Genomic DNA, 24,776 nt, shown 5'->3' with positions numbered 1-24,776 from the left:
GAAGCTGACACTGCATCATCGGACCTAAATCCTAGCAGCGCGATATGCATCGGCTGATCCATCGAAATGAACCAAACCGCCCGCATATCTCTTCAGTCATCCATCAATGTCAAAGAGCATCACCCCTGAGAGACAACAATCCCGGCTGCGCTCCAATCTCTTGCCGCGCCGCCGTTCCAGATAACCCTCGGTGGTGACCGTCAGCGCCTCAGCGCCGCCGGTGAGGGGTGTTCTATGGTTAGCCGAAGAGAGTCGCAACCCCAGAACGCACAAAAGTCAGAACTTTTCTGCGGGGTGAGAAAACGTAACAGGCAAAATCATTTTCCCTCGACAGGGAACCAGCGAACCGAGCCTTCCTCTCAACACACCCCACCCGCCAAAGGTGGTGGTCACGGGACAAAGACATGGCGGGGATAGATCTGGGCCAATGCGGCACAGACGGCCCCCATAAGCACCAGTATAGCACTCCCGGCTTCTGTTGTATGGACGGTCCTGCCTGTCAGAAGCGTAAGAGGCGGAGCGAGAACGACCACCAATAGAGGCGCTGCATAACCGATTGCAGTCACTTCGGCAGCGGCAGCAATCCGAGGCCAGCAATGCCCTGCCCCCCTGGCGCCGGTCCCGACAGCCCCCGCCAGAAATGTGACAGCCTCGATCGGACCCTCAGCCCAGTGGAGAGATCACCCCGCAGGGCCAGCCAAGTGAAAATCACTGGAATAGCAAACAGGAACCGGAAAAATACTGCCTGTCCAGGCGGAACATGGGAGGCTGCTGCCTTGATCTGCGAAGACATGACGATGAACAACAGCACCGAACACAGCTAGAGTGCAATTCCTTTGACCGGCTGCATAGAGTTTCCTTCCCCGCACGGCTTGTGCGCTTTGCTGCCGTGCCGTCAAGGTCAATCCGAATTTCAGTCATACGGCTGTCCTCAGCGATAGAGAAGGACCCATTTGCCGGGGAATCTTGTTGTTCGAAATGGCGCACGGCAGAGGCGAACTGTTGCTAGAGACGGGATCTCCTCCGCCTGCCCTGTCCAGGCTGTCTGCTCCGTCCAGGCTGTTGCAGGCGGCGGTTCGAGATCATGCCAGCCGCAGCGCTGCCTGACTGACAGGCAGCGTCACGGTGCGGCCAGCCCGGCATCCTCCAGCTGTTCCCGGTCCGGCAGGTCGCTCAGGGACTCCAGCCCGAAGGCCGCCAGGAACTGCCCGGTGGTGACGAAGGTGTAGGGCGCCCCGCGCCGGGGGCTGCGCGGGCCGGTGGCGATCAGGCCGCGGGCGTGCAGCCGACCGGTCAGGTCCCGGCTGATTTCCTTGCCGAAGATCTCCTTCAGCCCGTCGCGGGTGACCGGCTGGTGGTAGGCAATGGCCGCCAGCACCGCCACGTCGAATTCGCTCAGATCCAGCCCCTGCCCGCCGGCATCCGCCGCCGCCCGGATCGCCGGGGCGTAGGCGGGCCGGGTGCGGAGCATCCAGGCGCCGCCGGCGCAGGCGATTTCGTAAGGCCGGTCCGCCAGATCGGCTGACAGGTCCTCGATCAGCAGCTCGACGGAGGCCCCCTGCCCCACAACGCGGGCCAGATCCGCCCGCGGCACCGGCGTGGCGCTGGCGAACAGGACCGCCTCGATCCGCCGCATCCATTCCCGCCACCGGTGGCCGGCCGGAAGGTCCGCCAGCTCCCGGTCCAGCCCGGCGTCCGCCGCATCCCTGGCCATCGCTCAGATCCCGTACAGCCGGAACGTGTCCCGTCCGGTCAGTTCCTGCACCGCGCCAAGCGCCACCAGCCGGTCGCAGAAGCGGCGCGCCGCCCGCTCCGACCGCAGCGAGGTGAGCGCCGGCGGGGCGACAGCATCGCGGGTCAGGAACAGGCCGACCGCCTCCGCCGCCCCGCGGGCCCGCAGTTTCGGCGCAACGGCGCGCAGACGCGCTGCACTCTGCGACAGGGCGGCCGCCTCCAGGGCGGCCCCGGCCGCTGCCGCCGCGACCGCACGGTGGGCCGCCAGCCGGAGCCCGTCTGCGTCCGCCCGCAGATCGCGGCGCCTGAGGCCCGCCGCCAGGAGCGGGACGGCATGCGGCCAGCCAAGCGCCTGCGCCAAAGCGGCATCGGCAAGCAGCATAGCTGCGGTGTCCGCGCGCGGCTGCGCCTGCAGGACCGTCTGCAGGACGGCCGCGGCGCGCGAAACCGGTCCGGCCTGCCCTGCCCCGCCCGGGCCGCTCCCGTCCAGCCACGCCGCGATCTGCCCCGGGTCCAGCTCCGGCAAGGCCCGGTGCAGGGCCCCGGGCGAAACCGGGCGCTCCAGCGCCCGCCGCCACGACAGATAGATTTCCCCTGCCGGCCCCGGATGATCGCCGGGCTGCAGGAACTGCACCGCATCGCGCAGTTCCGGTGCTCTCTCGATCCGCCCGGAACAGGCGGCACAGGCCTCCGCTGCGCGCAACGCGAGCCGCTCCCGCAGCAACGCCTGGGGCACGTCGCCCCTGCTGAGCACAAGATGCAGATGCGCCAGCGCCGCGCCTGACAAAAACGCCACATCTTCGGGGGTTTCCGGGCAGCGGCCGGTGACCCAGCCCGGCATCGGCGGTAACGTGGCTGGGTCGTGCGGGGGCTCGGGCCGGGCATAGGTCATGCCACAGACCGTAGCGGGCCGCGGCGCTTTTGGCTACAATATTATGTAGAAACCGCCGCGCTTTCCTGTTTCTAGTAATGTCCAATAATCTTGCTTTATCGGACATAATGAGCATAGTCTTCCAATTATGGCCCAAACACCCCGAAACCCGCCGCCGGAACGCCGGAAATTAAGTTCGGAATCCGGTGTCCCGCCTGTTGCCGGCAGCCATGCCCAGGCCGCAGCATCCGAGAATACCCTGAAAGCCTATTCAAAAGACTGGGGGCATTTTGCGCGCTGGTGCCGGCGGCGCGGAACGGACCCCCTGCCCCCCGCGCCGGACATCATCGCGCTTTATCTAACGTCACTGGCCACCCCCGGCACCAGCCCCTCCGCCCGTCCGCTGGCGGCCAGCACCATTGAACGCCGCCTCTCCGGCCTGGCCTGGAACTTCACCCAGCGCGGCTTTCCCCTGGACCGCAGGGACCACCGCATCGCCGCCGCGCTGGCGGGGATCAAACGGGAGCACGGGCGCCCGCCGGTGCAAAAGGAAGCCATCCAGCCAGAGGACATTATGGCCATGACGGACACCCTTCCGCACGACCTGCGCGGGCTGCGCGACCGGGCGATCCTGCTTCTGGGTTACGCCGGCGGGTTGCGCCGCTCCGAAATCGTCAGCCTCGATGTGCGCAAGGACGGCACTCCGGACTCCGGCGGCTGGATCGAGATCATGGACCAGGGGGTCCTGCTCACACTCAACGCGAAGTCCGGCTGGCGCGAGGTCGAGGTCGGACGCGGCTCGTCCGCCCGGACCTGTCCCGTGCAGGCGCTGGAGCAGTGGCTGCATTTTGCCAAGATAGGTTTCGGGCCGGTCTTCCTGCGCGTCTCGCGCGACGGCAAACGGACGCTGGACAGCCGCCTCAGCGACAAGCATGTCGCGCGCCTGATCAAGAAGACCGTGCTGGACGCGGGCATCCGGGCGGAGCTGCCTGACAAGGAACGGCTGGCGCTGTTTTCCGGGCAGTCCCTGCGCGCCGGGCTGGCCAACTCGGCCTCGGCATGCGAGCGCTATGTCCCGCAGGAGCCTGGCCATGCCCCGGCAGAAAAGCCCCGCCCCGACCGGCGCCGCCAGGACCGCTTCCGCATCAACCTGACACGGGCCGCGGGTCTTTGAGGCACCGGCGTTCGCCGTCATCCGCGGCCGCCAGCGAAGCGCGTGGCGGGCAGACTGCTGCGGGAAGCCGGGAGCGGTGAAGACGTCTGCCCCTTTCTGTTCAAGGCGGCTCAGCCTCGCGCGTAACGTTTCCAGTGCATGCTGGCAGTGCCCTGAGGCCAGCGTTGCCAGAGCTGGCTAGCCAAGCAGTCCCGGAGTGTCTTGGGGCCGTCGGCCAGACTTAAGGCAAATCTTCTTCGCCTCTGGCAGCATCCCACCGCCCCGCAACGGTGGCCTGGCCCCTGGCTGGGAAAAGAGTGCCCACCATGCCGTTTCCCTCTTCCTCTGAACCGCACACAAACGACCTGACACATCGCCGGGACCTTCGTTTCCCCGTCGGCTTCCCGATGGAGGTTTCGCTGCGAAACCCCACCTGTCCGGTCTGCACGGCTTCGCGCTGGCAGGGTGATGCTCCCTTTCGTCTTTCAGGCAAAGTGCCCGCCGCGGCCGCCGCCCGGTCCGGGCGGCATCCGCAAGGCAGGCCCCTTCCCTGCGGCCGGATTTGAAAGGTTCCTCATTCGGCAACACCGCTTTCGAAACGGCGGAAATCTGCATGCCGGTATTCCACCCGGAATACCGGTGGAACAGCGGCACAACGCCCCGGCGCCCCTTGCGGCCCGGTCGGCTTGGGGTGTGTTCAGGCGCGGGAGGTTTCGCAGCGAAACCAGAGCCCGATACGGAATCGCCCGCAGCGCAGGAACCGGCCCCGAACGCCGCGCCGCAGCTTGGACCGGGCAGAGGTTTCGCTGCGAAACCACCGGGGCCGGACATGCTGCCGCAGCAGTCGCGCCCGAACCGGGAAACGAAAAACCCCGGCGGAGACCGCCGGGGTTTCGCTGCGAAACCTGCCTTCAGCTTCCGCTGTGTCAGTTTTGCTCCAGAAGATGGCGGACGTTGTCCATGACCGCGTCGACCAGTTCCTGTGTGACTTCGCTGCCGGAAAACCGGATGGCATAGCCGCCGGGGCCGTATTCGCGCTCGATTGTGATGCCGCGGGCCACCTGAGTCCGGCGGGCCTTCTCGACCTTGCGCGCGGTCTTGGGCCGGCCGCCGCGGCTGGCATCCTGAGGCTCGCCTTCGGCGGCCTCGACCACCGGCAGCATGGCGTCCCATTCCTCAGCCGCCGAACGCCCCCCGGCCCGTTCCAGAGCCGCCCTCAGCGGCTCTGCTGCCCCGGCCCGCAAAGCGCCGGCCAGCCGGAGGCACTGGCGTTCATTGAGGCCGGTGCCATGGGTCAGCATATCTCCCAGTTCCTCGTGAATCAGGGCAAAGGAACGGATCTTGGACCGCTTGGCCTTGGAGGCGTTCTGGAACAGCACCGCCACGGCCTCATCCACGCTCGCGAAGATCCCGTCATGCACCGCGGCGGCGGCGGCCCGGCCCCGTTCGTACTGGCTGAGCCCGGAGCGGATCTCGTTTTCCTCGATCATCGACACCAGCGCATTGGCAATGTTGCCGGGTTCGCGGATGAAGGCCGGGATGGTCTGGAACCGTTCGCCGCCGCTCATTGCGTTCAGGCGGCGCAGCGCCGTCAGGCGGCGGTAGCCGGAGACCAGCGCGTAACGGCCGGCATCGTCGGGGTTCAGCGGCTCGAAGACCTCGATCGGCAGGCGCAGGCCGTTGACCGAGATCGAGGTCATCAGCTCCTGCATCTCCTCCTCGTCCATCACGATCCGGTCGCGGTTGAGGGCGTCGGCAGTGATCTCGTCCAGCGGCAGCTCCACCGCCACCAGCCCCTTTTCCTCGGCAGCGCGCAGCCGCGCAGCGTCCGACTTGTCGCGGGCTGCGGCCTCGCGGTCGGCCTGGGGCAGGGGGTCGGCGTGGCGGGCGGCGTCGGCCACCACATCGGCAATCGGCGGCCGCAGGCCGGGGCTGCGCGCCAGGTCGCGGTCGATGCCGGCCTCGATTTCCTTCAGCGCCTCGGGCGAGGGGGTCTCAAGCTGTCTGCGGCGTGCCATCTGCTCTGTCCTCTTGGGTGTTGCTGTCTGCCTGATCCATCTGCTGATCGCGCCACCAGCTGCCGATCAGCAGTTCCTTGAATTCCGCATAGGTGCGGTCGAACACCTCGCGGCCGCGGGTATAGGTCTCGCGGTTGAAGTTGCGGTAGTCGGCCTCGTAGATGCCGGAGACGCTTTCCCCGGCCTGGCCGACCAGGGCGGTGTAGTCCTGCCGGTAAGCGTTCATCATGTCGCCGAAATAGGCCTGGATCACATTCGCCAGATCGCTTTGCTGGCTGGCGTCGAAGCGGGTGATCAGGGCGCGGACCACGTCCCATTCGAACTTCATCTCCGGCAGGCCGGCCCGGCGGCGGGCGGCGTTCTCACCGTCCTCGATGGAGGCGAAGGTGGAGTAGAGCATGTCGAAGAACCGGCCCGTCGAGTCGAACTCCAGGAAGGAGGCCCCCAGCGGCACCATCAGGATATCGGCGGCGGCCAGCGCGTTGATCGTGAGGTAGCCGAGGGCAGGGGGGGTATCCAGCAGCACGATGTCGTAGTCATCCAGCGCGCCGCCCTGGTCCAGCGCATTGGTCAGCGCATCCCACAGCGCCCAGTTGCGCAGGCCCATGCGCCAGACCGGGATCTGGAACTCCGCCCAGTAGAGGTTGAGCTGAGCGCCGATCAGATCGATGTTGGGCCAGTGGGTGTTCTGGACCACGTTTCGCAGCGAAACCTGCCGCGCCTCGGTTAGAGTCTCATCAAGGGGAATAGAGTCTAAACCCGACGCCGCGCGGACCTTGTTCTCCGCTTCCACCGCCTCGGCGTAGTCGCGCGCCAGAAGCGGGAACACGGTTTGCCATTCATCCGCCACCTGGCCGCCGAGGATCGAGGTCATCGAGCCCTGGCTGTCGAGATCGACCACCAGCACCTTGTAGCCGTCGAGCGCCGCCGACATCGCCAGATGCGCAGCGGTCGAGGTCTTGCCGACGCCGCCCTTGAAGTTGGCCACCGCCACCACCTTGGCGGGCAGGCCTTCGGGACGGTAGGGGCGGTATTCCTTTGTGCTGATGCCTTCCTCCGCGAAATGATCGCGCAGCTTCAGCACCTCCTCCAGCGTGAACCACTTGGAGCCGCTGGCGCCCTCGCCCTGGGGCAGGTCGGGGTGTTTGTTCAGCACCCGGCGCAGATGCGCGGGGGCGACCGGGATCAGGTAGCGGCAGACCTCCCAGGTGGAGAATTTGCGCAGCCGCTTGCGCCCGTCCGGAGCGTAGCCGCGCTTGGCCAGGTCGTCGCGTCCGCGGCCTGCGAAGGCCGCCGCCTTGGCGAATCTGGCGGTGTCGACAAGCTCGCCGAGCTTGGCTGCCGCCGCTTCGGGATCCAGGTTGAAATAAGGGGGCAGGGGGGTGTCAGGTTTCTTTGCCATGTGCCTTGTGCCTCGGGTAAATCGCCTGTTTGGCGTGTTATCCCGGTTTTTGTCGCACATCCTGGGCAGAGAGTGAATCATTATCTGGCGGCGCATCTGTTTTCCGCTGCCGTCCGTATCCCGCGGAATATATGACCTTTTTCCCCGAAAATACTATCGCACAAACTGGTTGAAATGTTGTGAATCTTTGATTCAGTTTAGAATCTTTGGGTCTGGTATTTCCTTATGTATCATATGGTTACACAAGGTTGAGCACCTGTCTCCGGTATCAAGGGCACCCGTTTGCAGGAGCATTGGTACCCGTCTGCGGGAGCAAGGGTTCCGATTCGCGGGAGGACGGGCACCCGCGACTCAAAGCAGCGGAAACGGGCGGTTTCAGGGGTCAGAATAGCCCGGAACGCAGGGGTTTCGGGGAGGATTTTGCCGGAATTCCGCGGGCGGCTTTTTAAGGTACCCGTTTGCAGGACGGTTCTCTCCCGTAAATGGGTGCCCAAAGCAGGATTGAGCGCGGGTGCCTTTTCCGCCATAGTGTCCGGGAGCAGATCCCGCAGAGTCGCAAAGGCCGAAAGACGGGGCGGAAGGGCAGGGCGATGGACACCGAAAGCATCCCGCACAGCAAGCTGACAGGCCCCCTGCGCCGGGGGTCGGTGAAGAAGAATGTCGCCGCGATCCATGTCTCCGGCAAGCTGACGCTGCTGCAGCGGAAGCTGTCGAACGTGCTGCTGCTGAATGCCTATGACGCGCTGATCACCAAGCCCAAGCACCAGATCGACGCGCAGACGCTGTGCCTGATGGTGGGCTACAACTCCAACGACATGGAGACGCTGAAGCAGTCGCTGCGCAGCCTGGCGGAGACGGTGGCGGAATGGGACATGCTGGATGAGCAGGGGCGGCAGGAATGGGGCGTCAGCTCGCTGCTGTCCTATGCCAAGCTCTCGGGCGGTGTCTGCGAATATGCCTACAGCCCGGCGCTGGCGGAGAAGCTGCATGACCCCAAGGTCTTTGCCCTCATCAACCTGAACATCCAGCGGCGGTTCACCTCGGGCCACGCGCTGGCGCTGTACGAGAACTGCTACCGGTTCGTGCGCACCGGCTCCACCGGCTGGTGGGACATCGCGCTGTTCCGCCGCCTGATGGGAGTCGACGGCAGCGCCTATTACGAGAGCTTCAAGCATCTCAATGCCAAGATCATCAAGCCGGCGGTGGCGGAGGTGAACAAGACCTCGAACATCCTGCTGACGCCGGAGTTCAAGAAGATGGGGCGGCAGGTGGCCGAGGTGCGCTTCCTGATCAAGGAGAACCCGCAGCTGGCGATGCTGGACATCGACGACGGCGCCGGGGTGCGGCAGGGGCCTGTTTACACCCAGCTGATGGAGCTGGGGGTGAGCGACCGGCTGGCGCGGCAGTGGATTGCCGAGCACGGCGAGGACTATATCGCGGAGAAGGTCGGCTATCTGAAGGGGCGCAAGGGGGTGGACAGCCCGGTGCGCTATCTGAGCGCGGCGCTGCGGGACGATTACAAGGACGCGCCGGCCGAAGCCGCCAGGGAGGTGCCGCCGGAAGTGCTGGCGGCGGCGGAGGCGCGCAAGGCGGCGGAAGCGGAGGCGGCCCGCGCCGCGGCGGCCGCCGATCAGGCCAAGGCGCGGGAGCGGTCGTTGCGGGCGCAGAAGCTGGAGCGCATCCGCGATCTGGCGGCGGGACGCTCGCCGACCCAGAGGGATGCGGACAAGCGGCTGTTCCTGAGCCGGCTTGAGGACGAGATCGACCGCGAGGAGTTCCGCGCCCGCGGCTGGGGCGCGGCGCTGCTGGCGGCGCAGATGGCGGAGTTCTGGGAAGAGCTGATCCCCGGCGCTTTCGAGGATCTCGCAGGGTAGGGCGCGGCCCCGGCCGGGCGCCGGCTGCCGGGCAGAGGTTCCGCCAGGCGCCGCGCGCACCGCAGGCCGCGCATCTGACCGGTTTACGCCGCCGCGGAGTCCTGCCAGAACGCGGGAAAGGCCGGAATTGGTGAAAATTATTGGCCCCTGTGCATATAGTCCTGACATTAGGAGGATTTAAAAATGAATAAGCTTGCCCAAACGATTGCCGCCGGGGCGGCTGCTGCTGCTTCGATTGTGTCCGCCGCCGGCGCGGATACCTGGCGCTTCAACAACTTCCTGCCGGAAACCCGGCCCGAAACCGCCGAGCTGGAGAAATTCGCCGCCGACGTGAACGAGACCCTGGGCGAGGAACAGATCAAGATCTACAGCGGCGGCTCGCTGGGGCTGCCCAACACCGACACGCTGCGCTTTCTGCCCAAGGGCGCCGTCGAGATGAGCCTGATGTGGGCCAACTACCTGGGCCGCGACGCCCCGGCGCTCAGCTCGGTGGTGGTGCAGGGCACCATCGGCTCGATCGAGGAATTCGAAAAGGCGATTCCGACGGTCCGGAAGATCTATGAGGAAGAGTTCGCGGACTGGGGCGTGAGTTCGGTCGGCTATGCGGCGATCCCGATGCTGTCGGTGTCGGTGTTCTGCCGCGACGAGCCGGTGAACACGCTGGAGGCGCTGAAGAGCAAGAAGCTGCGGGTCTGGGCCCGCGACCAGGTGGAGACCTTCACCCGGCTGGGCGTCGCCGCGCAGATCATTCCGCAGGAGGAAATGTATGTGGCGATGAAGACCGGCGTGGTCGATTGCGCGCTCTACCCTGCGCTTTATGCCCATACCGTGTCGCTGCAGGAGGTCGCAAGCCATGCGTCCTTCCTCTACCCGATGGCCTCCGGCCCTTATGTGATCGGCGTGGCCACCGACAAGTGGGAAGCCACCGACGCGGCCACCAAGGCGGCGATCACCGAAGCGGCGGACGCGCTGTGGGAACGCACCAACCAGTATGAGGACGACTTCCAGCGCGAGCTGGCGGCGCGCGAGGAGCTGGCCGAAGCAGGCATCACCTGGGCTGAGGATTTCCCGCAGGAGGACCGCGACACCTTTGTCGCGGCGGTGACCGAGACCTGGGCGATGCTGGCAGAGGAGGCAGGCGGCAATGCCCCGGCCTACCGCGAGCGCGTGCTGACCGCATTGGGCCGCTGAGCGCGCCGCGATGCAGCTTGCCCGGAAAATCACCGCGCAGGGGCTGGAGTTCCTGGCCCGCGCCTGCGCCGGCGCGGCGGCGCTGTGCATGATTGCCATCACCGGCATCATCGTCACCAGCGTGCTGATGCGCAAATTCGCCAACAGCCCGCTGCATATCACCGAGGAGGTGGTCGGCCTGCTGCTGAGCGTGTCGCTGTTCCTCGGCCTGCCGATGGTGACCCTGCGGGCCAAGCATGTGCGGGTGGCGCTGCTGGCGGATTTCCTGAAGGGCCGGCTGCACAGCGCGATGCAGATCGCGGCGCTGCTGGTCGGCTGCGCCTTCTTCTTCTGGCTGATCATCGAGACCATCCCCTGGTTCGAGTTTGCCTTCAAGCGCAGCCTCAAGACCGAAACCTCGCGGATCCTGCTGTACCCCTGGATGGCGGCGATGCCGCTGGCGCTGGCGCTGACCGCCCTGATCCTGCTGGCACGGCTGACCGGGCTGCTTGACCGGGTCGACGACAGCGAGGCGGGCGCAGACCAAAGCTTTACGGACGGAGCCCCCTGATGGCATTCTGGCTGACTCTGATCGGCGGTCTGGTGGCGACCGCCGGCACCGGCGTGGCCCTGGGCGCCGCCCTCGGGCTGACCGGGATGCTGATCCTGCATTTCTTCTCCAACGGCGCGACCTCGCTGGCGGTGGATGCGATCTGGAGCGTGTTCAACTCGTTCACCCTCAGCGCGGTGCCGATGTTCATCCTGCTGGGCGAGGTGCTCTTGCGCAGCGGCATCAGCGAGAAGGCCTATGCCGCCTTCTCGCCGCTGTTCCGGCGCATTCCCGGCGGACTTTTGCACACCAATATCGCGGTCTGCACCCTGTTCGGCGCGGTCAGCGGCTCCAGCCTGTCGACCGCCGCCGCGGTCGGCTCTGTCGCCTATCCGGAGATGTCCCGGCGCGGCTATGACAAGGACACGATCGTCGGCAGCCTGGCGGGCGGCGGCACCCTGGGGCTCTTGATCCCGCCCAGCCTGTCGTTCCTGATCTACGGCGCGCTGACCGAAACCTCGATCGGGCGGCTGTTCGCCGCGGGCATCGTGCCGGGCTTTCTGGTCGGTGCGATGTTCATGGCCTACCTGCTGGTCAAGGCGCTGCGCAACCCCGCCATCGCGCCGCGCAGCGAAACCCCGGTGCCGCTGCGCCAGGCGCTGGCGGGCTTCCGGCAGATCTGGCCGCTCCTGGCGCTGATCCTGGCGGTGATCGGCAGCATCGTCGGCGGCCTGGCCACCCCGACCGAGGCAGCCGGCGTCGGTGTCGTGCTGGCGGTCATCATCTGCTCCGTCTGGGGCGACCTGACCTGGCAGAAACTGGCGGAGGCGGTCTATCACTCGGTGCTGCTGTTCACCTCGGTCGGCTTTCTGGTGCTGGGGGCGACGATCCTGGCCAAGTCGGCCAGCATCCTGGGCATTCCGCAGCAGGTGCTGGAGACGGTCTCGGAAAGCGGGCTGGGCACTTACAGCGTGCTGCTGATCGTGGTGCTGATCTACCTGCTGCTGGGCTGTTTCTTTGACGGGCTGTCCTTGATGATCATGACCCTGCCGGTGGTGTTCCCGCTGCTGACCGGGCTGGGGTTCGACCCGGTGTGGATCGGCGTCATCATCACCATCGTCATCGAGATCGGCCAGGTGACGCCGCCGGTCGGGCTGAACCTGTCGGTGCTGACGGCGCTGACCAATAACGAGGTCAGCCTGGGCCGTGTCGCGACCGCCACCGTGCCCTACTGGCTGATCCACCTGCTTGCGATCCTGCTGCTGGCGCTGTTCCCGGCGCTGGCGCTGTTTCTGCCCAACCTCTTGTTCTGAAAAGGAGCCGGAACATGGTTTTGAAAGTGAAGCCCAAGAGCTTTGGCCCCGTCTTCGTGATCTACGACGGCACCGCGCAGCTGCGTTACGGCAGCGGCGGCGGCACTGACAGCCAGACCCATCCGGCCGACGGCTCGCCGGTGGAGACGATGCTGGCCTCGCTGGGCGCCTGCATCGTGCGTTCGGTGGAATGGGCCGCCAGCCAGAACAAGGCGGAGCTGCAGCCGTTTCAGGTGAAGGTCACCGCCGTCAAATCGGCAGAGCTGCCGGGGCGGCTGGAAACCGCCGCGGTCACCGTCATCGGCGCCCCTGCCGCGGATGCGGAGCTGGCCCGGAAGATCGTCAAGCAGGCCAAGTCCTATTGCACCGTCAGCAACTCGATGAACACCGAGGTGTCGGTGTCCCTGGAAGCGGGCTGACCCCGCGGCCCTACCGGGTGAAACTGACCGGCAGGCTGAGCCGGATCTGGCTGTCCTGCAGCTTCTTCGGCGCGGGCGGGAAGGTTCCGGCCCGGCTGACGGCGGCGAGGGCGGCCTGATCAAAGGCGGCAACCCCCGAGGATCTGGCAATGCGGCTGTCCAGCAGCCGCCCGTCGCGGGCAATGGTGAGGCGCAGCACCACCTGGGCCTGGCCGCGGGCGCCGGCGGGATAGCGCTTGCGCCGTTCGATACGGGCGCGGATCTTGTTGCCCCAGACATTGCGCAGCTTGGCCTCGCGGCCCGGGCTGGCGGTGGCGGTTCGGGCGCCGCCAGCCTGTCCGGCCTCGGCGCCGCCGCCCGTGCCTGCGGCGCGCTGTCCTGCCTGGGCGGCCGCGTTGCGGGTGGAGTTGGCCTTGGCCGCGGTCTCGCGCTGCGGCTGGGGGTCCGGTTTGGCCTGCGGTTCCGGTTCCGGCTCTGGCCTGCGCGGTTCCGGCGGCGGCGCGGTGTCCGCCTGCACCGGCTCGGCGGCGGCAGGTTTGGCGAGGGGGGCGAGCACGGCGGCGCGGGGGGCCCGGGCCAGCTCGATCCGCGGCAGGGCAGGGGCCTGCGGCAGCGGTTCGCTGCCGGGCGTTTCGATGTGCGGCGTGGTTTCCGGAGGCTGTTCCCAGGCCTCGGCCATGCGGGCGATCTCGGCGCTGGCGGGCTGGAGCGTGACCAGCGCCTCGCCGCCGGCGCCGCTGGACTGGGCGCCGGTCTCCGGCGCGCTGGCAAAGAGCGCGATGTGAATGAGGCCCGCGAGGCCCGCAAAGACGGTGAATTCGGCGGCGCGTTTCATGGCTGGCGCACCACCAGTTCGGCGCGGGCGAGGCCGGCCTCCGCCAGCTGGCGCAGGATGCGGGCCAGGATCTTGGCTTCGAGCCTTGCGTCCGCGCGCAGCTGGAGGCCGGGGTGTCCTGCGCTGGCGGCGGCAAGGCGGGCCAGCGCGGCCTCGCCCTCGGCGCCGTCGAAATGCATCCGGCCATCGGCGCCGATGTAGAGCACCGGTTCCGCCTCGGGCGCGGTCTCGGACGCGGCATCGGGCGGGGTCACGTCGAACGGGTCGGGCTGGGCCAGGCGTGAGGTCATCAGGAAGAAGATCAGGAGCAGGAACACCACGTTGATCATCGGCACGATGGATTCGCCGCGGGGGCGGCGGGGCGGGTCGGTCAGGTCCATCGGCGCGTCCTCATTCCACCAGCACGACGCTGCTGAGCCCCGCCTGCCGCAGCAGCGCGGTGACATCGGTGATGCGCTGCAGGTCGGCGCCGTCGCGGCCGCGCAGGATCAGCATGTCGGCCGGCGTTTTCATCAGCGGCGCCAGCGCCTGCGCGAGATTCGCATCGGCCACCGGCACGCCGTTCACATCCAGGTTGCCGGGGCCGATGCCGATCAGCCGCGGCGGGCCGTCATAGCTGCCGCCCTGGCCCGCCAGCGGCAGCTGCAGCACGGTGTCCATGCCGAAGCGGGAGGCCAGCATGAAGAACACCAGCAGCAGGAACACCACGTCGATCATCGGCGTCAGGCTGGGCTTGCGCCGGGGTTTGGGGGCGGGGGCGAGCTGCATCGGGCTACTCGGCGGCCAGCGCCAGCTGGTCCGGCTGGCGGGCGACGAAGATGCGGGTGGCGCTGTCTTCGATGTCGCGGCGGATGCGGCTGATCACCGCTTCGAACCAGGTTAGCGCGGCGGAGGCGGGAATTGCCACGGCCATGCCGGCCGCGGTGGTCAGGAGCGCCTCCCAGATGCCGCCCGCGAGCAGCGCCGGATCGGCCTTGGAGCCCGCCGCCTGCAGCGCCTGGAAGGCGGCGATCATGCCGAGGACGGTGCCGAGGAGGCCCAGCAGGGGGGCGATGGTGGCGATCAGCTCCAGCGCGCCGAGGCCGGTGGCGGCGCTGGCCAGATGCAGCTTGGCAACGCGGGCGGTTTCCTCGCGGGCGCGGTCCTCCGGCAGGGCGGCGGCGGCGTTGAGCGCCGCGGTCACCACTTTGGAGCGCACCCCGATCCGGTTCTGGACGATGGCGAGGGCGGCGGCGCGGTCGCCGCGTTCGAAGGCGGCGACCGCGCCGGCGGCCTTGCCGCGCGACCAGGCGCCGATCAGCGCCAGACGCCAGATCTTCCACAGGATCAGCGCCAGGGTGATCACCGAGAGCGCGGCAATCGCCCAGATCGAGGGGCCGCCGTCGCGCAGGAAGGCGAGCGCCTTGGCGGAGGCGTCTCCGGCCATTTGCGTCAGGACAGGCTGCGCGGCGTCCGGTTGCGCGGCGGCCTGCGGGGCAGGGGCGGGCGCGGGGTCTGCTGCGGGGCTGCCGGCGTCCGCCGGGAGGGCCGGGGCCGAGGGGGCGGGCGCAGGCGCCTGCGGTGCGGCTTCAGCGGCTTCAGGCGCTTCGGCGGTGATGGCGGGCACTGGCGCTGCCGGGGTGTCCTGGGCCGCGGCATAGGGGGCCAGGAGCAGAAGGGCAGCCGCCGCTGCGGACAAACGAAGGGTCATGGACCGGTCTCCAGCCAGATGCGCCGCAAAGGTGCGGCGGCGGGTTTGAGGAATGGCTGGGCGGCCCCTGAGGGAGCGGGGGGTGCCTTGCTGGGTGCGTTTTCGGCCAACGCGGGGCCACGGGTAGGAAAACTGATTGGTTTTGTCAAGAATTGGTGGCGGTCACGCCGCTGCGGAGTGCCAGTCCATGGCCTCGAATTCTTCGCGGAAGGCGAAGCGGGCGAGGTGATTGTCGATGATCTGGCGGGCGTGCTCCAGCTCTTCGGCAGTCGGCGCGGTGACTTCGGCGGTCAGGGTACCGGCGCTGGCGAGGAGTGTCGCGGGCCCCATTCCCAGCGCCACTGTGCCGCGGGAGTCGTCGTGGTCCACCGCGACCTTGTGGGCGAAATGCTTGCAGAGCTGCTGCAGGTATCTGGACGCGTTCGGGGTTTCGAAACGGCCTGTGTCGGTGAGCATGGCATAATTCCTAGTTTTTTACTCAGATTTCGGCACCATACCGCTTCGCCGCGGTGCTGCAAGCAGAAAACCGGCGCGGTTTTTGCGGCGCAGGGGCGATTTTCGCTGCTGACAAGCGGGGCCGGGGTGCCTACAAGGGCAGGGCTGCGGTGCAGGCATGGTCCGCGCCCTTGCCCAATTCAGTCTCTGGTTTCCGGGGCGTCGGGCGGGCGGATACGGCAACCCACATCTCAAGCGGTTCCACGAAAATCCTTGAGAGGCTCCTCATGTTCCGGGCTTTTGAAAACCTTGTCGATCCCTTTGCGTCTGTGCATCAGGCACCGCCGCGGGCCACCTTGAGGGCCTATCTGGCGCAGCAGCTGGCGCCCTACCGCAAATGGCTGCCGCTGATGTTTGCCACCGGAGTGCTGACGGCGCTGATGGAGAGCGGGCTGATCTTCTATTCCGGCCGGGTGGTCGACCTGATGGCGGAGACCGGGGCCGGGGCGTTCTGGGCGCAGCACGGCCGGGAGATGCTGCTGGCGCTGTTCTGCGTGCTGATCCTGCGGCCGTCGCTGGTCGGGCTCAATCACCTGCTGCTGGAGCAGACGCTGTCGTCGAACCTGCAGGAGCAGGTGCGCTGGCAGGCGCACCGGCACCTGCTGGGCCAGTCGGCGGGGTTCTTTCAGAACGACTTTGCCGGGCGGCTGAGCAACCGGGTGATGCAGATGGGGCCTGCGGTGCAGGACAGCGTGCATATGCTGTTCGAGGCAGTGCTGTTTGCCGTCACCTACATGATCGGCGCGGTGGTGGTGCTGTCGCAGATCGACTGGCGGCTGGCGGTGCCGCTGGTGGCCTGGGTCGGGCTTTATGCGGTTTACGTCCGCCACACCGCGCTGAACGTGGCGGCAACGGCGGAGAAATGGTCCGATGCGCGCTCTGCCGCGACCGGGCGGATCGTCGATGCCTATGGCAATATCGAGACGGTGAAGCTGTTTGCCCGCGACGGGCAGGAGCAGGCCTATGCGCTGTCGGCGCTGCGGCGGCTGCGGACGCGCTATCAGCGGTTCCTGCGGATGATGACGCGGCTGGCGTTCGGCAGCATCGCCATCAACGGCGTGCTGATCCTGATCGTGGTGGCGCCGGCGATCTGGCTGTGGATGCGCGGGGCTGTCAGCGTCGGCGAGGTGGCGGCGGCCTCGGCGCTGACGATCCGCCTCAATGGGATGAGCGGCTGGATCCTGTGGGTGACGATCCGGCTGTTTGAGAACATGGGGGTGATCCGCGAGGGGCTGCGGTCCTTGTCGGCGGTGCATGAGGTGACGGATGCGCCGGAGGCCAAGCCGCTGGAGGTGCGCCGCGCCGAGGTGCGGATCGAGGGCCTGCGGCACCACTACGGCAACACGAAGGGCGGGGTGAACGGCATTGATCTGCATATCCCGGCGGGCCAGCGGGTGGGCATTGCCGGGCCGTCGGGGGCCGGGAAATCGACCCTGATCAACCTGCTGCTGCGGTTCCGCGACCCGGAGGGCGGGCGCATTCTGATCGACGGGCAGGACATCCGCGAAGTGACGCAAGAGAGCCTGCGCAGCCGGATCGGGGTGGTGACGCAGAACACCTCGCTGATCCACCGCTCGGTGCGGGCGAATATCATGTACGGCAACCCCGGCGCGACCGAGGCGGAGATGATCGCCGCTGCCAAGCGGGCGGAGGCGCATGAGTTCATCATGGGCTTGCGCGACCAGCAGGGGCGCACCGGCTATGACGCCCATGTGGGAGAGCGCGGCGTGGCGCTGTCGGGCGGCCAGCGGCAGCGGATCGCGATTGCGCGGGTGGTCCTGAAGAACGCGCCGATCCTGATCCTGGACGAGGCGACCTCGGCGCTGGACAGCGCGGTGGAGGAAGCGATTCAGAAGACGCTGCTGGACGTGATGCAGGGCAAGACGGTGATCGCGATTGCCCACCGGCTGTCGACGATTGCGCAGATGGACCGGATTGTGGTGCTGCAGGAGGGCGCAATCGCCGAGGACGGCAGCCACGCGGAGCTGCTGGCGCGGCAGGGGGTCTATGCCGGGCTGTGGCAGCGCCAGGCGGGCGCGGCGGAGCAGGTGCCGGAAGCGGTGTGACGACGCACAGGCGGAATGCAGAAACAGGAAACCCGGCAGGCTGGAAGGCGTGCCGGGTTTCTTTTGTCAGGACCGGGTTCCCGGGTTTTCAGACCGCTTCCGCGGTCTCGGGTACCGCCTGCCGGATCCGGGTGCGGATCTGGGCATTATCGCTTTTCAGGGTCTGGAATACAGCGTCCCCGAACCATTCCAGCGAGGCTTCGCAGGCGGGGTCCTGCGCCATTGCCGCCAGCAGCCGGGTGTAGTCATAGGCGCCTTCGAACAGCGGCACCATGCCGTCGCGGCTGCCTGCGGCGCTGTAGACATTGCCGGGGGCGAAGACGTCCAGCCGGTCGCGGGCAGAGACGTTTTTCAGGTGGTAATGGGCGATGCGGGGCAGAAGGATTCGGCGGGCCTCTACCGGGTCGTCGCCGCCTTCCCAGACGTGCAGCGCGTCGAAGTTGATGGCGAGCGAGTCGTGGTTTGTGGCGTCGATCAGGCCGCAGGTGGCGGCCAGTGAGTCGGCCAGGGTGCCGGGGTGGGTCTCCACCAGCAGCCGCAGACCGTGGTCGGCGGCGATGACGCAGGCCTCGCGCAGGGCGCGGATGGTCTGGCGGCGCTCGTCGGGCGTCGCGGCGGCGCTGGCCTGCTGGCCTGCGAAGGTGCGCATCTTGCCCGCCCCCCAGGTGCGGGCCTGGGCGCAGAGCGCCAGGGTGCGGTCGCGCAGAAGATCCGGGTCATGCAGCGGCAGGTAGTCGCTGATCATCGGCACCGCCAGCCCGTGCGATGCCATCCACTGGGCGTTGTGGATCGCCAGCGGCGGCTGGTTGCGGGCGTGAACGCCCCAGAGCTCGATGCCCTGAAAGCCGTTGTCGCGGGCCCAGAAGGCAATGTCCTTGAGCCCGATCAGCTGATGGCGGAAGGAAATGGTGCAAAGCGAGATCTTCATGCCGGAACCTCCTGCGGCTGGGGGCTGGCCGGCAGGCAAGTCTGAGGATTGGCCTGGGCTGGCAGGTTGGCGGCGCGCCAGTCATCAAACTGGGCGTGCAGCGCGGATTTGATGGTGAACTCTAGCTGGTCCAGCGCCTCCAGCGCCGCGAACAGGTCGGGGATCATGGAGCGGTCGCCGGTATGGGCGATGCGGGCCGCCAGATAGTGCAGGCTGCGGAAGCCTTCGCAGAGTGCCTCGACCCGGTCGCATTCGGCGTCGAAGGCCGCGAAGTCCGTGTCCAGCTCCTGCCAGAAGAAGGCAAAGGCGTGCTCGTAGGCGTATTTGCGCAGGGAGAGCACCGGCATTTCCCGCACTGCGCGGCCCAGGTCCGCCAGCGCCAGCGGCCGGGCGGGATTGCAGTGGTAGTCGAAGATCCGGCGCAGGGCGGAGGTTAGCAGGTTGTCGCCGCCCCGGAAGGTTTCGGTGAAATAGGCGGCCAGGTCGGCGGGCCGAGGTGCCTGCGCGCGGCCGCTGTTCAGGATATAGCCGCCCGCGACGGTGGGCTGCGCCATCGCGTTGAGGATGGTTTCGCGCGGCAGGTCGCCGCGCCAGCGGTAGTCCGGGTCATAGAGATGCCAGAGATCCGGATCGTCTGTCAGCTCGATAATGACATAATGCGGGAAGGGGTTCTGGTTGTACTTGTTCTCGCGCTCCGGCAGGTGGAACATGTCGAGGAAGACCACCAGCTGCTCGTCGCCGGATTTGGTCGACAGGAGCTGTTCGAAGCGGATCAGGTTCGCTTCCTTGGATTTGCCGTGGTCGTACCATTCGCGCACCGGGATGTTGTAGAGCCGCTCGACCCAGTCGGCGAAGTGGTCCTGGGTGATCTCCTCGCTGTGGTAGGCGAGCTGCATCGCGGGCGTCACCGCAAAGCTGCTGTCCCAGGTGCCGAAGTAGAACGGGCGGAAGTTCAGGTGCGCGTGGCGGCGGATCGCGGCGCAGAGGCAGCTGACGAAGCAATGCACGGTGATTTCGCTGGGGGCGGGGGCGTTGGAGGTGTCTTCGGCGGCTTCAGGGGCCTCGCCCAGCAGCATGCGGATCAGCCCGTCGACGGTGGCGAAATCGCTCTTGGACAGCTCGCGCTCCGGCATCTCGATGCCGTGATCGGTTTCCAGATGCAGCATCAGGTTGATCAGGATCACCGAGTCGACGTGCAGGTCGTCGTTCAGCACCGCCTGCGCGGAGAAGTTCTGCATGTGCGGATTGGCGAGCGGACCGGCCAGGGTCTGGCGGATGGCCTCGAGAATGCTGTCGTAGGTCATGCGGGGACGGCCTCCTGTGCGTATTGGGCCGAGACTTCGCGGCGGCTGATCTTGCCGTTGGCCTGGCGGGGCAGGGCGGGGAGGTGTTTGATCAGGGCGGGCTGCTGGTAGTCGGCCAGCGCGTTGCGGCAGGCCTGGCGGATGGTGTCTTCACTTGCGGTGCCGGCATACAATAGGCCGGCGCGGGCGCCGGAGTGCGGGTCGGGCAGGCGGAAGGCGACGGCGTCACTGACGCCGGGCAGCGCCATCACCGCCTTTTCCACGTCCTGCGGATAGACGTTGAGGCCCGCCACGTTGATCATGTCGTCGGCGCGGGCGGTGAACACCAGCATGCCGGATGCGTTCAGATGGCCGAGGTCGCCGGTGTCTATTTCGTGTCCGGCGACGGTGATGCGCACCGCGTCCGGGCTGCCGTCCCGGCCTGCGGCCAGGGCGGCATGCGGCAGCGGATGGCCGACGTCATAGGGGTTCTGAAGGTCCTGGTTGATGGCGACGCAGCCGGCCTCGGAGCAGCCGTACTGCTGGAACAGATGGGTGGTGCGGGCGCGGATCAGCTGGAACCAGGCCTCCGGCAGCACGGTGCCGGAGGTGTTGGCGGCATAGAGCCGCTGGTCCGCGGGCAGCAGGCGGGCCAGCGTGTGCAGCATCGCGGGCGAGGTGTAGAGCAGCGGCTGATCCGTCTCGCGCAGGCGGCGCAGGATGTATTTCGGGTTCAGGCTGTCGAGCACCACCGGCATATGGCCGCGGTGCAGCGCCACGAAAACGCCGGCAATCAGCCCGTAGGAATGGGTGACGGGGCAGGCGATCACCGGCGTCATCGCGGCGCTGGCGGTGAAGAAGGCGGCGTAGCTTTCGACCTCTGCGGCGATTTCGTCCCAGTGGCGCGTGATCACCTTGGCGGCACCGGTGGTGCCGGAGCTCATCTGCACCAGAACGCCGCCGCGCGGGGCGGTGCCGGTTTGCGGCAGGGCGGTCTGTTTCAGCCCGTCACTGAGCATCACGTCGCAGCCCGCGGCCTGCGCCATTTCGCGGGCTGTTTCGGGCGGGATGCCGGCATGGATCGGGAAGACGCCCGCATTCTGCGCCCGCAGGTACAGAAGCGCCGAAAGCGCGGCGCCGGCGTTCTGCATGTGCAGGCCGTAACGGTGCTTGGCAGGGTCTATCAGCACGCGGTCCAGCCGCGCGGCGAGGTCCGAAGGGTCGATGGGGGTGTCGTTCAGAACAAACATGTCGTCAGTCATCCTTTGCGGTGGCCAGGGCATTGGCGATCAGGTGGCCGTGCTGCGGCCTGTCGGGGTCGATCTTGCGGGTGATCAGGCTTTCGGCGCGGATCTGCGGCGCGAAGGGGGCAAATAAGTCCTGGCGGGCCTGCATCCCGTGCTCGGCGGCGTAGCGGTCCAGCCTGGTGCGGACCCGCCGCCAGAAAGTGGCCTCTGCCAGGCCGTAGTGGCGCTGCAGCAAGGCGGAGAGGTCGGCGAGGTTGAACACGAACAGCGTGTCCATCACCAGCCAGCGCAGCTCCTCGGCGCTGGACATCCGGTGGAATTTGTCCGGCGGCGCGTCCGCGTAGGCCGGATCTATTTGAGCGAGGTCCGGGCAGAGGTCCGGGCGCGAGAGCAATTCCGGCACGTACTCCAGGCTTTCATGGAAGTCGCGGGCGATGAGGCCTGTCGGCCAGCCGTTGTCATGGCGCAGGATCAGGTTCTGGCCGTGCGCCTCCAGCCCGATGCCGTGGGCCACCATCAGGTGCCAGATTGGCAGCACCGCCACCTCGATCAGCTGCGCGAGCCAGGCGTCCAGCCCGTGCGCCTCGATCCAGGGGGCAATCAGCGGCCTGCCGTCGGTTTCGGTCAGGGCGAGGCCGTTGAAGGGCATCATGCTGCCGGCGGGCAGGCCGAGCGACTCCGGGCTCTGGCGCCAGATCGCGGCCAGATGCCCGTCCAGCGCGGTGCCGCGGCCGGCGGTGATGGCGGCGTATTCCGGCAGGATGGTCAGCGGGTAGCGGCTGGCGAACAGCGGGTCGCTGTCCAGCACCGCCGCCAGCCATTGGGAGACCGCCGGGGCGACGGCGACCGATTCCGGCGCGAGGGTGCGCAGCGAGGACGTGTTGCGCATCGCCATCGCGGTTTTCACATGGGCGCGGGCAGGGGTTCCCGCGCGCATCAGGGTGCGCACCGACTGGGTGGCGCGGTAGGCTTCGCCGATGGGGCCGGTTTCTGCCAGCCGGCCTGCGGTGCGCCATGCGTTGAACAGCGGATCGTCCTGCAGCTTGGCGTGCTGCCAGGGGTGCAGGGGCAGCAGGCAGTGGGCGCCGAGCGGGGTGCCCCGTGTATCGGCCAGCGCGGCGATGCGGCGCCATTCGGCGGTGCCCAGCTCCTGTTCCCAGAAGCTGTCCGCGGGCAGGGACTGCTGCACCAGCGACCGGTGGAACAGCACGCCGGTCAGGCGGAAGGCCGCGCCGCCCTCCGGCCCGTAGGCGAGGTGGTCGGCATCGGAAAACCCGCTGCGGGCCTTGAAGCAGGGGTGGTAGGGGTGGCCCTCGTGCAGCGCGGTTTCCAGCGCCGAGATTCCCAAACGGTGCCGCCGCGCTGCGGCGGGGATGTGCAGCGCGGTCAGGTCGCTGAGGTGTTCGGTATGGCAGAGGTCGGCGCGCAGGATGTCCAGTGCGGGGGAGGGGGCCGCGGCCGCCGCCAGCACGTCCGCGGCGGCGGCGGGGCGCCAGCGGCTGCCGTCCCGGATCTCGATGCTTCCCTCCTGCAACCGGTAGCGGCCGAAGGCGCCGCGGCGGCCGCGGGCGCGGAACCGGGTCTGGCGCAGCGACCAGCTGACGGTCTGGCCGCGGTCCAGCTGCAGCGCGGCAGCCCAGCCCTCGCAGAGCAGCGCCTCGCACAGCTGGCGCAGGACGCGGGGCGCGGAGGCAGTGCGGCTCAGCGGCTCATGCAGGGACATCGGCAAGCTCCTGCACCAGCTTCGGCCGGGCCGCGGCGATGGGGTTCGGCATCTGCAGGAACAGTCCTTCCTGTGTTTCGGTCTGCAGCTCGTCCACGTTGTGGGCGCGGGTCAGCAGGTTGGCCTTGGCGGTGAGGGACGGGGCGGTCAGCAGGTAGCGGGCGAATTCCGCCCCGGCGCCGGTGAGGCGGTCGGCGGCGGCGGACAGGCGGCGGCGCAGCAGCAGCAGCAGCGCGGGTTCGCTGGCCAGGCCGTCGCGGCCGAGGCGGCGGATCACGGCGAAGATCTGGTTGACCACATGGTAGTACGCCAGCCGCTCGTTGATGTGCGCGCGGGGGTAGACCAGCGCCGGCTGGCCGGCCAGCGAGGGTTCCAGCGCGCAAAGGCGGGGGAAGGCGTCCTGCGCGATGAAATAGCCCTGGTTGTCGCGGTAGTAGCCGCAGGACGGCAGGCCGCTGCCGAGGTCCAGCAGGCTGTTCTGCTGGTGCGCCTCCAGCGCGATGCCGTGCCGGTCGTACAGCTCCAGCACCGGGTCCAGCATGCAGTCGAGGTAGGCGTCGAACCAGCGGCAGGCGGTGTCCCCCGCGGGCTGGCCGCGATCCGATGCCAGCCGTTGGATGATGCCGGTGAGCAGCGCGCTGCGGCCGGGCAGCGGGTCGGCGGTGAGGGCGGCGAGGTTGTAGACCCCCTGGCCTGCGCGGCCGGTAAACGGGTTCTCGCGGAAGATCACCTCGAATCCGCTTTCGCTGCGGCCCGGCAGGTTCAGGGTCAGATAGGCCGGGTCGTTGATGATCCGGAACCTGGGGCTGAGCCTGGCGGCGCCGAGACCGCGCAGCAGCCGGGCCATGGAGACACCGGTTTCGAGCTCGTTGCGCTTGGTCACCCGCAGGGAGTTGGTCAGCCGCACCGGGATCGAGAATTTCAGCATCCAGGGGCATTCGGGGGCAAATAGCGTGCGCATGGAGGAGGTGGCGGCAAAGGCGCAGCCGCCCTCGCCCAGGTCGCGCAGCCGCCCCGAGGCCATCAGCGCCTGCACCGCCGGGTCCAGCCGCAGCATCTGCGCCTGCAGCGGATGCGCCGGGATCAGGGTCTCATGCGGCTGCAGCCGGAAGGCGCTGCCGGCGCCGGGGATCTGGCGGACCAGACCGGCGGCGGTGCCCTGTGCTGCGCCTTGCGCCACAAGGGCGCTGTCGGCGGCAAAGAAGGCGAGGCGGAACCGGCCCGCGTATTCAGGCGCGTAGACCGCCTGCTGCCAGCCGGTCAGCCCGTCCCGGCTTTTGGGGGTGGGGTGCAGCCAGTGGCCGTAGCTGAGCGCCTGCTCTGCGGCCAGGAAGCCGTCCGGCTCCGGCGCGTCGGCATGGCGGCACAGGATCGCTTCGATTTCGGCATTGCTGTTAAAGATGCCGCGCAGGAAGTCCGGCAGCTTGCCTGCGCCGCCGGCATTCAGCCGGGCAAAGCATTCCTGCGCGACCAGGGTGAGCACCTGCACCGGTGCCGCGGCCTGCCAGGCACTGGAGCCCGAAAAGCGGATCTGCGCCGGGCCGAAGCAGTGCGGGCCGGACTGGGAAAAATACTCGATCTGCACGCGCAGGCGGGCGGGGATATGGCTGAGCGGGATTTCGACGGAATCGCGGCTGCCGGCCAGCGTGGCGCTGCCGGCCGCGATTTCGCGCAGATAGGTGTTCAGCAGGGCCTGCAGCGAGGCGGCTTGCGCGGCAGCCGCGGCGCAGGGGCCGGGGTGAATGGCTTGCTGGAGGCTCATCTCGGGCCTCCCGGCAGGGAGGGGGAAGGGGCGGGGTGCATGGTGCTGAGTGGTCCCGTGGCCGTGCCGCGGCGCGCGAAACACCCCGGCACGGAGGCCGGGCCGTCAGGCGGGCGGTCAGTTTTTGACAAGAACTAGCGGGATGGCTGGCTGCGGAGCGGCGCGGGGCAGAGGGCTGGGCGCCGGATGTGAAGGTGCCTTCACGCCCCGTGTCTAGACTGTGCCGCGGGGCGGGAAAAGGGA

At 68.0% G+C, this 24,776-nt stretch carries 21 protein-coding genes; 7 read left to right on the top strand and 14 right to left on the bottom strand.

Annotated elements, in window-relative coordinates:
* Nucleotides 1-1,120: 1,120 nt before the first annotated feature.
* A complete protein-coding gene (locus tag KUV26_RS19210) occupies nucleotides 1,121-1,714 on the bottom strand; it encodes an SMC-Scp complex subunit ScpB (protein WP_222509599.1) in 594 nt (197 codons plus the stop codon).
* Between the two features lie 3 nt (nucleotides 1,715-1,717).
* Nucleotides 1,718-2,626 carry a DUF1403 family protein gene (locus tag KUV26_RS19205; protein WP_222509598.1) on the bottom strand — a complete coding sequence of 303 codons (909 nt, stop codon included), beginning with the start codon at nucleotides 2,624-2,626 and terminating at the stop codon, nucleotides 1,718-1,720.
* 127 nt (nucleotides 2,627-2,753) lie between these two features.
* Between KUV26_RS19205 and KUV26_RS19200 the strand changes: the two genes are divergently transcribed.
* Entirely contained in the window at nucleotides 2,754-3,779 is a 1,026-nt protein-coding gene (locus KUV26_RS19200; protein WP_261399988.1) for an integrase, read from the top strand.
* 905 nt (nucleotides 3,780-4,684) lie between these two features.
* On the opposite strand, the gene KUV26_RS19195 is transcribed toward KUV26_RS19200, so the two are convergent.
* Nucleotides 4,685-5,776 carry a ParB/RepB/Spo0J family partition protein gene (locus KUV26_RS19195; RefSeq protein ID WP_222505121.1) on the bottom strand — a complete coding sequence of 364 codons (1,092 nt, stop codon included), beginning with the start codon at nucleotides 5,774-5,776 and terminating at the stop codon, nucleotides 4,685-4,687.
* Entirely contained in the window at nucleotides 5,754-7,178 is a 1,425-nt protein-coding gene (locus KUV26_RS19190) for an AAA family ATPase (protein WP_222505122.1), read from the bottom strand. The genes KUV26_RS19195 and KUV26_RS19190 overlap by 23 nt, the downstream gene beginning before the upstream one ends.
* 590 nt (nucleotides 7,179-7,768) lie before the next feature.
* On the opposite strand from KUV26_RS19190, the gene KUV26_RS19185 reads away from it, so the two are divergent.
* From KUV26_RS19185 to KUV26_RS19165, 5 genes are all read left to right on the top strand, one after another.
* Nucleotides 7,769-9,052 (top strand): replication initiation protein, encoded by a 1,284-nt coding sequence (locus KUV26_RS19185; RefSeq protein ID WP_222509597.1) that lies wholly within the window; start codon nucleotides 7,769-7,771, stop codon nucleotides 9,050-9,052.
* 183 nt (nucleotides 9,053-9,235) lie between these two features.
* Nucleotides 9,236-10,243, top strand: a complete 1,008-nt coding sequence (gene dctP, locus KUV26_RS19180) for a TRAP transporter substrate-binding protein DctP (RefSeq protein WP_222509596.1) — start codon at nucleotides 9,236-9,238, stop codon at nucleotides 10,241-10,243.
* A 10-nt stretch (nucleotides 10,244-10,253) separates the two neighbouring features.
* Nucleotides 10,254-10,793: a TRAP transporter small permease gene (locus KUV26_RS19175; protein WP_261399987.1), complete on the top strand. Its 540-nt coding sequence runs from the start codon at nucleotides 10,254-10,256 to the stop codon at nucleotides 10,791-10,793.
* Nucleotides 10,793-12,085 carry a TRAP transporter large permease gene (locus KUV26_RS19170; RefSeq protein ID WP_222505125.1) on the top strand — a complete coding sequence of 431 codons (1,293 nt, stop codon included), beginning with the start codon at nucleotides 10,793-10,795 and terminating at the stop codon, nucleotides 12,083-12,085. Before KUV26_RS19175 ends, KUV26_RS19170 begins: the two co-directional genes overlap by 1 nt.
* Nucleotides 12,086-12,099: 14 nt before the next feature.
* On the top strand, nucleotides 12,100-12,504 hold the full coding sequence (locus KUV26_RS19165) for an OsmC family protein (RefSeq protein ID WP_222509595.1): 405 nt from the start codon (nucleotides 12,100-12,102) through the stop codon (nucleotides 12,502-12,504).
* Nucleotides 12,505-12,514: 10 nt separating this feature from the next.
* Here KUV26_RS19165 and KUV26_RS19160 read toward each other — a convergent pair whose 3' ends face one another.
* From KUV26_RS19160 to KUV26_RS19140, 5 genes are all read right to left on the bottom strand, one after another.
* Nucleotides 12,515-13,339, bottom strand: a complete 825-nt coding sequence (locus KUV26_RS19160; protein WP_222509594.1) for a TonB family protein — start codon at nucleotides 13,337-13,339, stop codon at nucleotides 12,515-12,517.
* Nucleotides 13,336-13,719, bottom strand: a complete 384-nt coding sequence (locus KUV26_RS19155) for an ExbD/TolR family protein (protein ID WP_222505223.1) — start codon at nucleotides 13,717-13,719, stop codon at nucleotides 13,336-13,338. The genes KUV26_RS19160 and KUV26_RS19155 overlap by 4 nt, the downstream gene beginning before the upstream one ends.
* Nucleotides 13,720-13,729: 10 nt before the next feature.
* Entirely contained in the window at nucleotides 13,730-14,107 is a 378-nt protein-coding gene (locus KUV26_RS19150; RefSeq protein WP_222505128.1) for an ExbD/TolR family protein, read from the bottom strand.
* Between the two features lie 4 nt (nucleotides 14,108-14,111).
* Complete coding sequence (locus KUV26_RS19145; protein WP_222509593.1) at nucleotides 14,112-15,029, bottom strand: MotA/TolQ/ExbB proton channel family protein; 918 nt, start codon at nucleotides 15,027-15,029, stop codon at nucleotides 14,112-14,114.
* Nucleotides 15,030-15,191: 162 nt separating this feature from the next.
* Entirely contained in the window at nucleotides 15,192-15,485 is a 294-nt protein-coding gene (locus tag KUV26_RS19140; protein ID WP_222505130.1) for a DUF2218 domain-containing protein, read from the bottom strand.
* A 266-nt stretch (nucleotides 15,486-15,751) separates the two neighbouring features.
* Here KUV26_RS19140 and KUV26_RS19135 point away from each other — a divergent pair, with 266 nt between their 5' ends.
* Nucleotides 15,752-17,590 (top strand): ABC transporter ATP-binding protein, encoded by a 1,839-nt coding sequence (locus tag KUV26_RS19135; RefSeq protein ID WP_222509592.1) that lies wholly within the window; start codon nucleotides 15,752-15,754, stop codon nucleotides 17,588-17,590.
* An 88-nt stretch (nucleotides 17,591-17,678) separates the two neighbouring features.
* On the opposite strand, the gene KUV26_RS19130 is transcribed toward KUV26_RS19135, so the two are convergent.
* The 5 genes from KUV26_RS19130 to KUV26_RS19110 are packed head-to-tail and all read right to left on the bottom strand — an operon-like array spanning nucleotide 17,679 to nucleotide 24,533.
* Complete coding sequence (locus KUV26_RS19130; RefSeq protein WP_222509591.1) at nucleotides 17,679-18,518, bottom strand: sugar phosphate isomerase/epimerase family protein; 840 nt, start codon at nucleotides 18,516-18,518, stop codon at nucleotides 17,679-17,681.
* A complete protein-coding gene (locus KUV26_RS19125; RefSeq protein WP_222509590.1) occupies nucleotides 18,515-19,822 on the bottom strand; it encodes a DUF6005 family protein in 1,308 nt (435 codons plus the stop codon). The genes KUV26_RS19130 and KUV26_RS19125 overlap by 4 nt, the downstream gene beginning before the upstream one ends.
* Entirely contained in the window at nucleotides 19,819-21,063 is a 1,245-nt protein-coding gene (locus KUV26_RS19120; RefSeq protein WP_261399986.1) for an AMP-binding protein, read from the bottom strand. Before KUV26_RS19120 ends, KUV26_RS19125 begins: the two co-directional genes overlap by 4 nt.
* The gene (locus KUV26_RS19115) at nucleotides 21,056-22,771 is read right to left on the bottom strand and encodes an IucA/IucC family protein (RefSeq protein ID WP_222509589.1); all 1,716 of its coding nucleotides are present in this window, start codon (nucleotides 22,769-22,771) and stop codon (nucleotides 21,056-21,058) included. The genes KUV26_RS19120 and KUV26_RS19115 overlap by 8 nt, the downstream gene beginning before the upstream one ends.
* Nucleotides 22,758-24,533 (bottom strand): IucA/IucC family protein, encoded by a 1,776-nt coding sequence (locus KUV26_RS19110; protein ID WP_222509588.1) that lies wholly within the window; start codon nucleotides 24,531-24,533, stop codon nucleotides 22,758-22,760. The genes KUV26_RS19115 and KUV26_RS19110 overlap by 14 nt, the downstream gene beginning before the upstream one ends.
* Nucleotides 24,534-24,776: the final 243 nt, after the last annotated feature.

Origin of the sequence: Leisingera daeponensis (assembly GCF_019801465.1) — a bacterium.
Taxonomy (GTDB): Bacteria; Pseudomonadota; Alphaproteobacteria; order Rhodobacterales; family Rhodobacteraceae; genus Leisingera; species Leisingera daeponensis_A.
The sequence above is the reverse complement of the archived record's forward strand: the minus strand, read 5'-3'. Positions and strand labels throughout refer to the sequence as shown.

Excerpts from the sequence above, each read along its gene's own strand:
- KUV26_RS19125 (WP_222509590.1), bottom strand. The coding sequence starts at position 19,822 with ATGACCTACGACAGCATTCTCGAGGCCATCCGCCAGACCCTGGCCGGT.
- KUV26_RS19205 (WP_222509598.1), bottom strand. The coding sequence starts at position 2,626 with ATGACCTATGCCCGGCCCGAGCCCCCGCACGACCCAGCCACGTTACCG.
- KUV26_RS19190 (WP_222505122.1), bottom strand. The coding sequence starts at position 7,178 with ATGGCAAAGAAACCTGACACCCCCCTGCCCCCTTATTTCAACCTGGAT.
- KUV26_RS19155 (WP_222505223.1), bottom strand. The coding sequence starts at position 13,719 with ATGGACCTGACCGACCCGCCCCGCCGCCCCCGCGGCGAATCCATCGTG.
- KUV26_RS19160 (WP_222509594.1), bottom strand. The coding sequence starts at position 13,339 with ATGAAACGCGCCGCCGAATTCACCGTCTTTGCGGGCCTCGCGGGCCTC.
- KUV26_RS19185 (WP_222509597.1), top strand. The coding sequence starts at position 7,769 with ATGGACACCGAAAGCATCCCGCACAGCAAGCTGACAGGCCCCCTGCGC.
- KUV26_RS19200 (WP_261399988.1), top strand. The coding sequence starts at position 2,754 with ATGGCCCAAACACCCCGAAACCCGCCGCCGGAACGCCGGAAATTAAGT.
- KUV26_RS19120 (WP_261399986.1), bottom strand. The coding sequence starts at position 21,063 with ATGACTGACGACATGTTTGTTCTGAACGACACCCCCATCGACCCTTCG.
- KUV26_RS19165 (WP_222509595.1), top strand. The coding sequence starts at position 12,100 with ATGGTTTTGAAAGTGAAGCCCAAGAGCTTTGGCCCCGTCTTCGTGATC.
- KUV26_RS19110 (WP_222509588.1), bottom strand. The coding sequence starts at position 24,533 with ATGAGCCTCCAGCAAGCCATTCACCCCGGCCCCTGCGCCGCGGCTGCC.
- dctP (WP_222509596.1), top strand. The coding sequence starts at position 9,236 with ATGAATAAGCTTGCCCAAACGATTGCCGCCGGGGCGGCTGCTGCTGCT.
- KUV26_RS19145 (WP_222509593.1), bottom strand. The coding sequence starts at position 15,029 with ATGACCCTTCGTTTGTCCGCAGCGGCGGCTGCCCTTCTGCTCCTGGCC.
- KUV26_RS19210 (WP_222509599.1), bottom strand. The coding sequence starts at position 1,714 with ATGGCCAGGGATGCGGCGGACGCCGGGCTGGACCGGGAGCTGGCGGAC.
- KUV26_RS19170 (WP_222505125.1), top strand. The coding sequence starts at position 10,793 with ATGGCATTCTGGCTGACTCTGATCGGCGGTCTGGTGGCGACCGCCGGC.
- KUV26_RS19175 (WP_261399987.1), top strand. The coding sequence starts at position 10,254 with ATGCAGCTTGCCCGGAAAATCACCGCGCAGGGGCTGGAGTTCCTGGCC.
- KUV26_RS19140 (WP_222505130.1), bottom strand. The coding sequence starts at position 15,485 with ATGCTCACCGACACAGGCCGTTTCGAAACCCCGAACGCGTCCAGATAC.
- KUV26_RS19135 (WP_222509592.1), top strand. The coding sequence starts at position 15,752 with ATGTTCCGGGCTTTTGAAAACCTTGTCGATCCCTTTGCGTCTGTGCAT.
- KUV26_RS19115 (WP_222509589.1), bottom strand. The coding sequence starts at position 22,771 with ATGTCCCTGCATGAGCCGCTGAGCCGCACTGCCTCCGCGCCCCGCGTC.
- KUV26_RS19195 (WP_222505121.1), bottom strand. The coding sequence starts at position 5,776 with ATGGCACGCCGCAGACAGCTTGAGACCCCCTCGCCCGAGGCGCTGAAG.
- KUV26_RS19130 (WP_222509591.1), bottom strand. The coding sequence starts at position 18,518 with ATGAAGATCTCGCTTTGCACCATTTCCTTCCGCCATCAGCTGATCGGG.
- KUV26_RS19150 (WP_222505128.1), bottom strand. The coding sequence starts at position 14,107 with ATGCAGCTCGCCCCCGCCCCCAAACCCCGGCGCAAGCCCAGCCTGACG.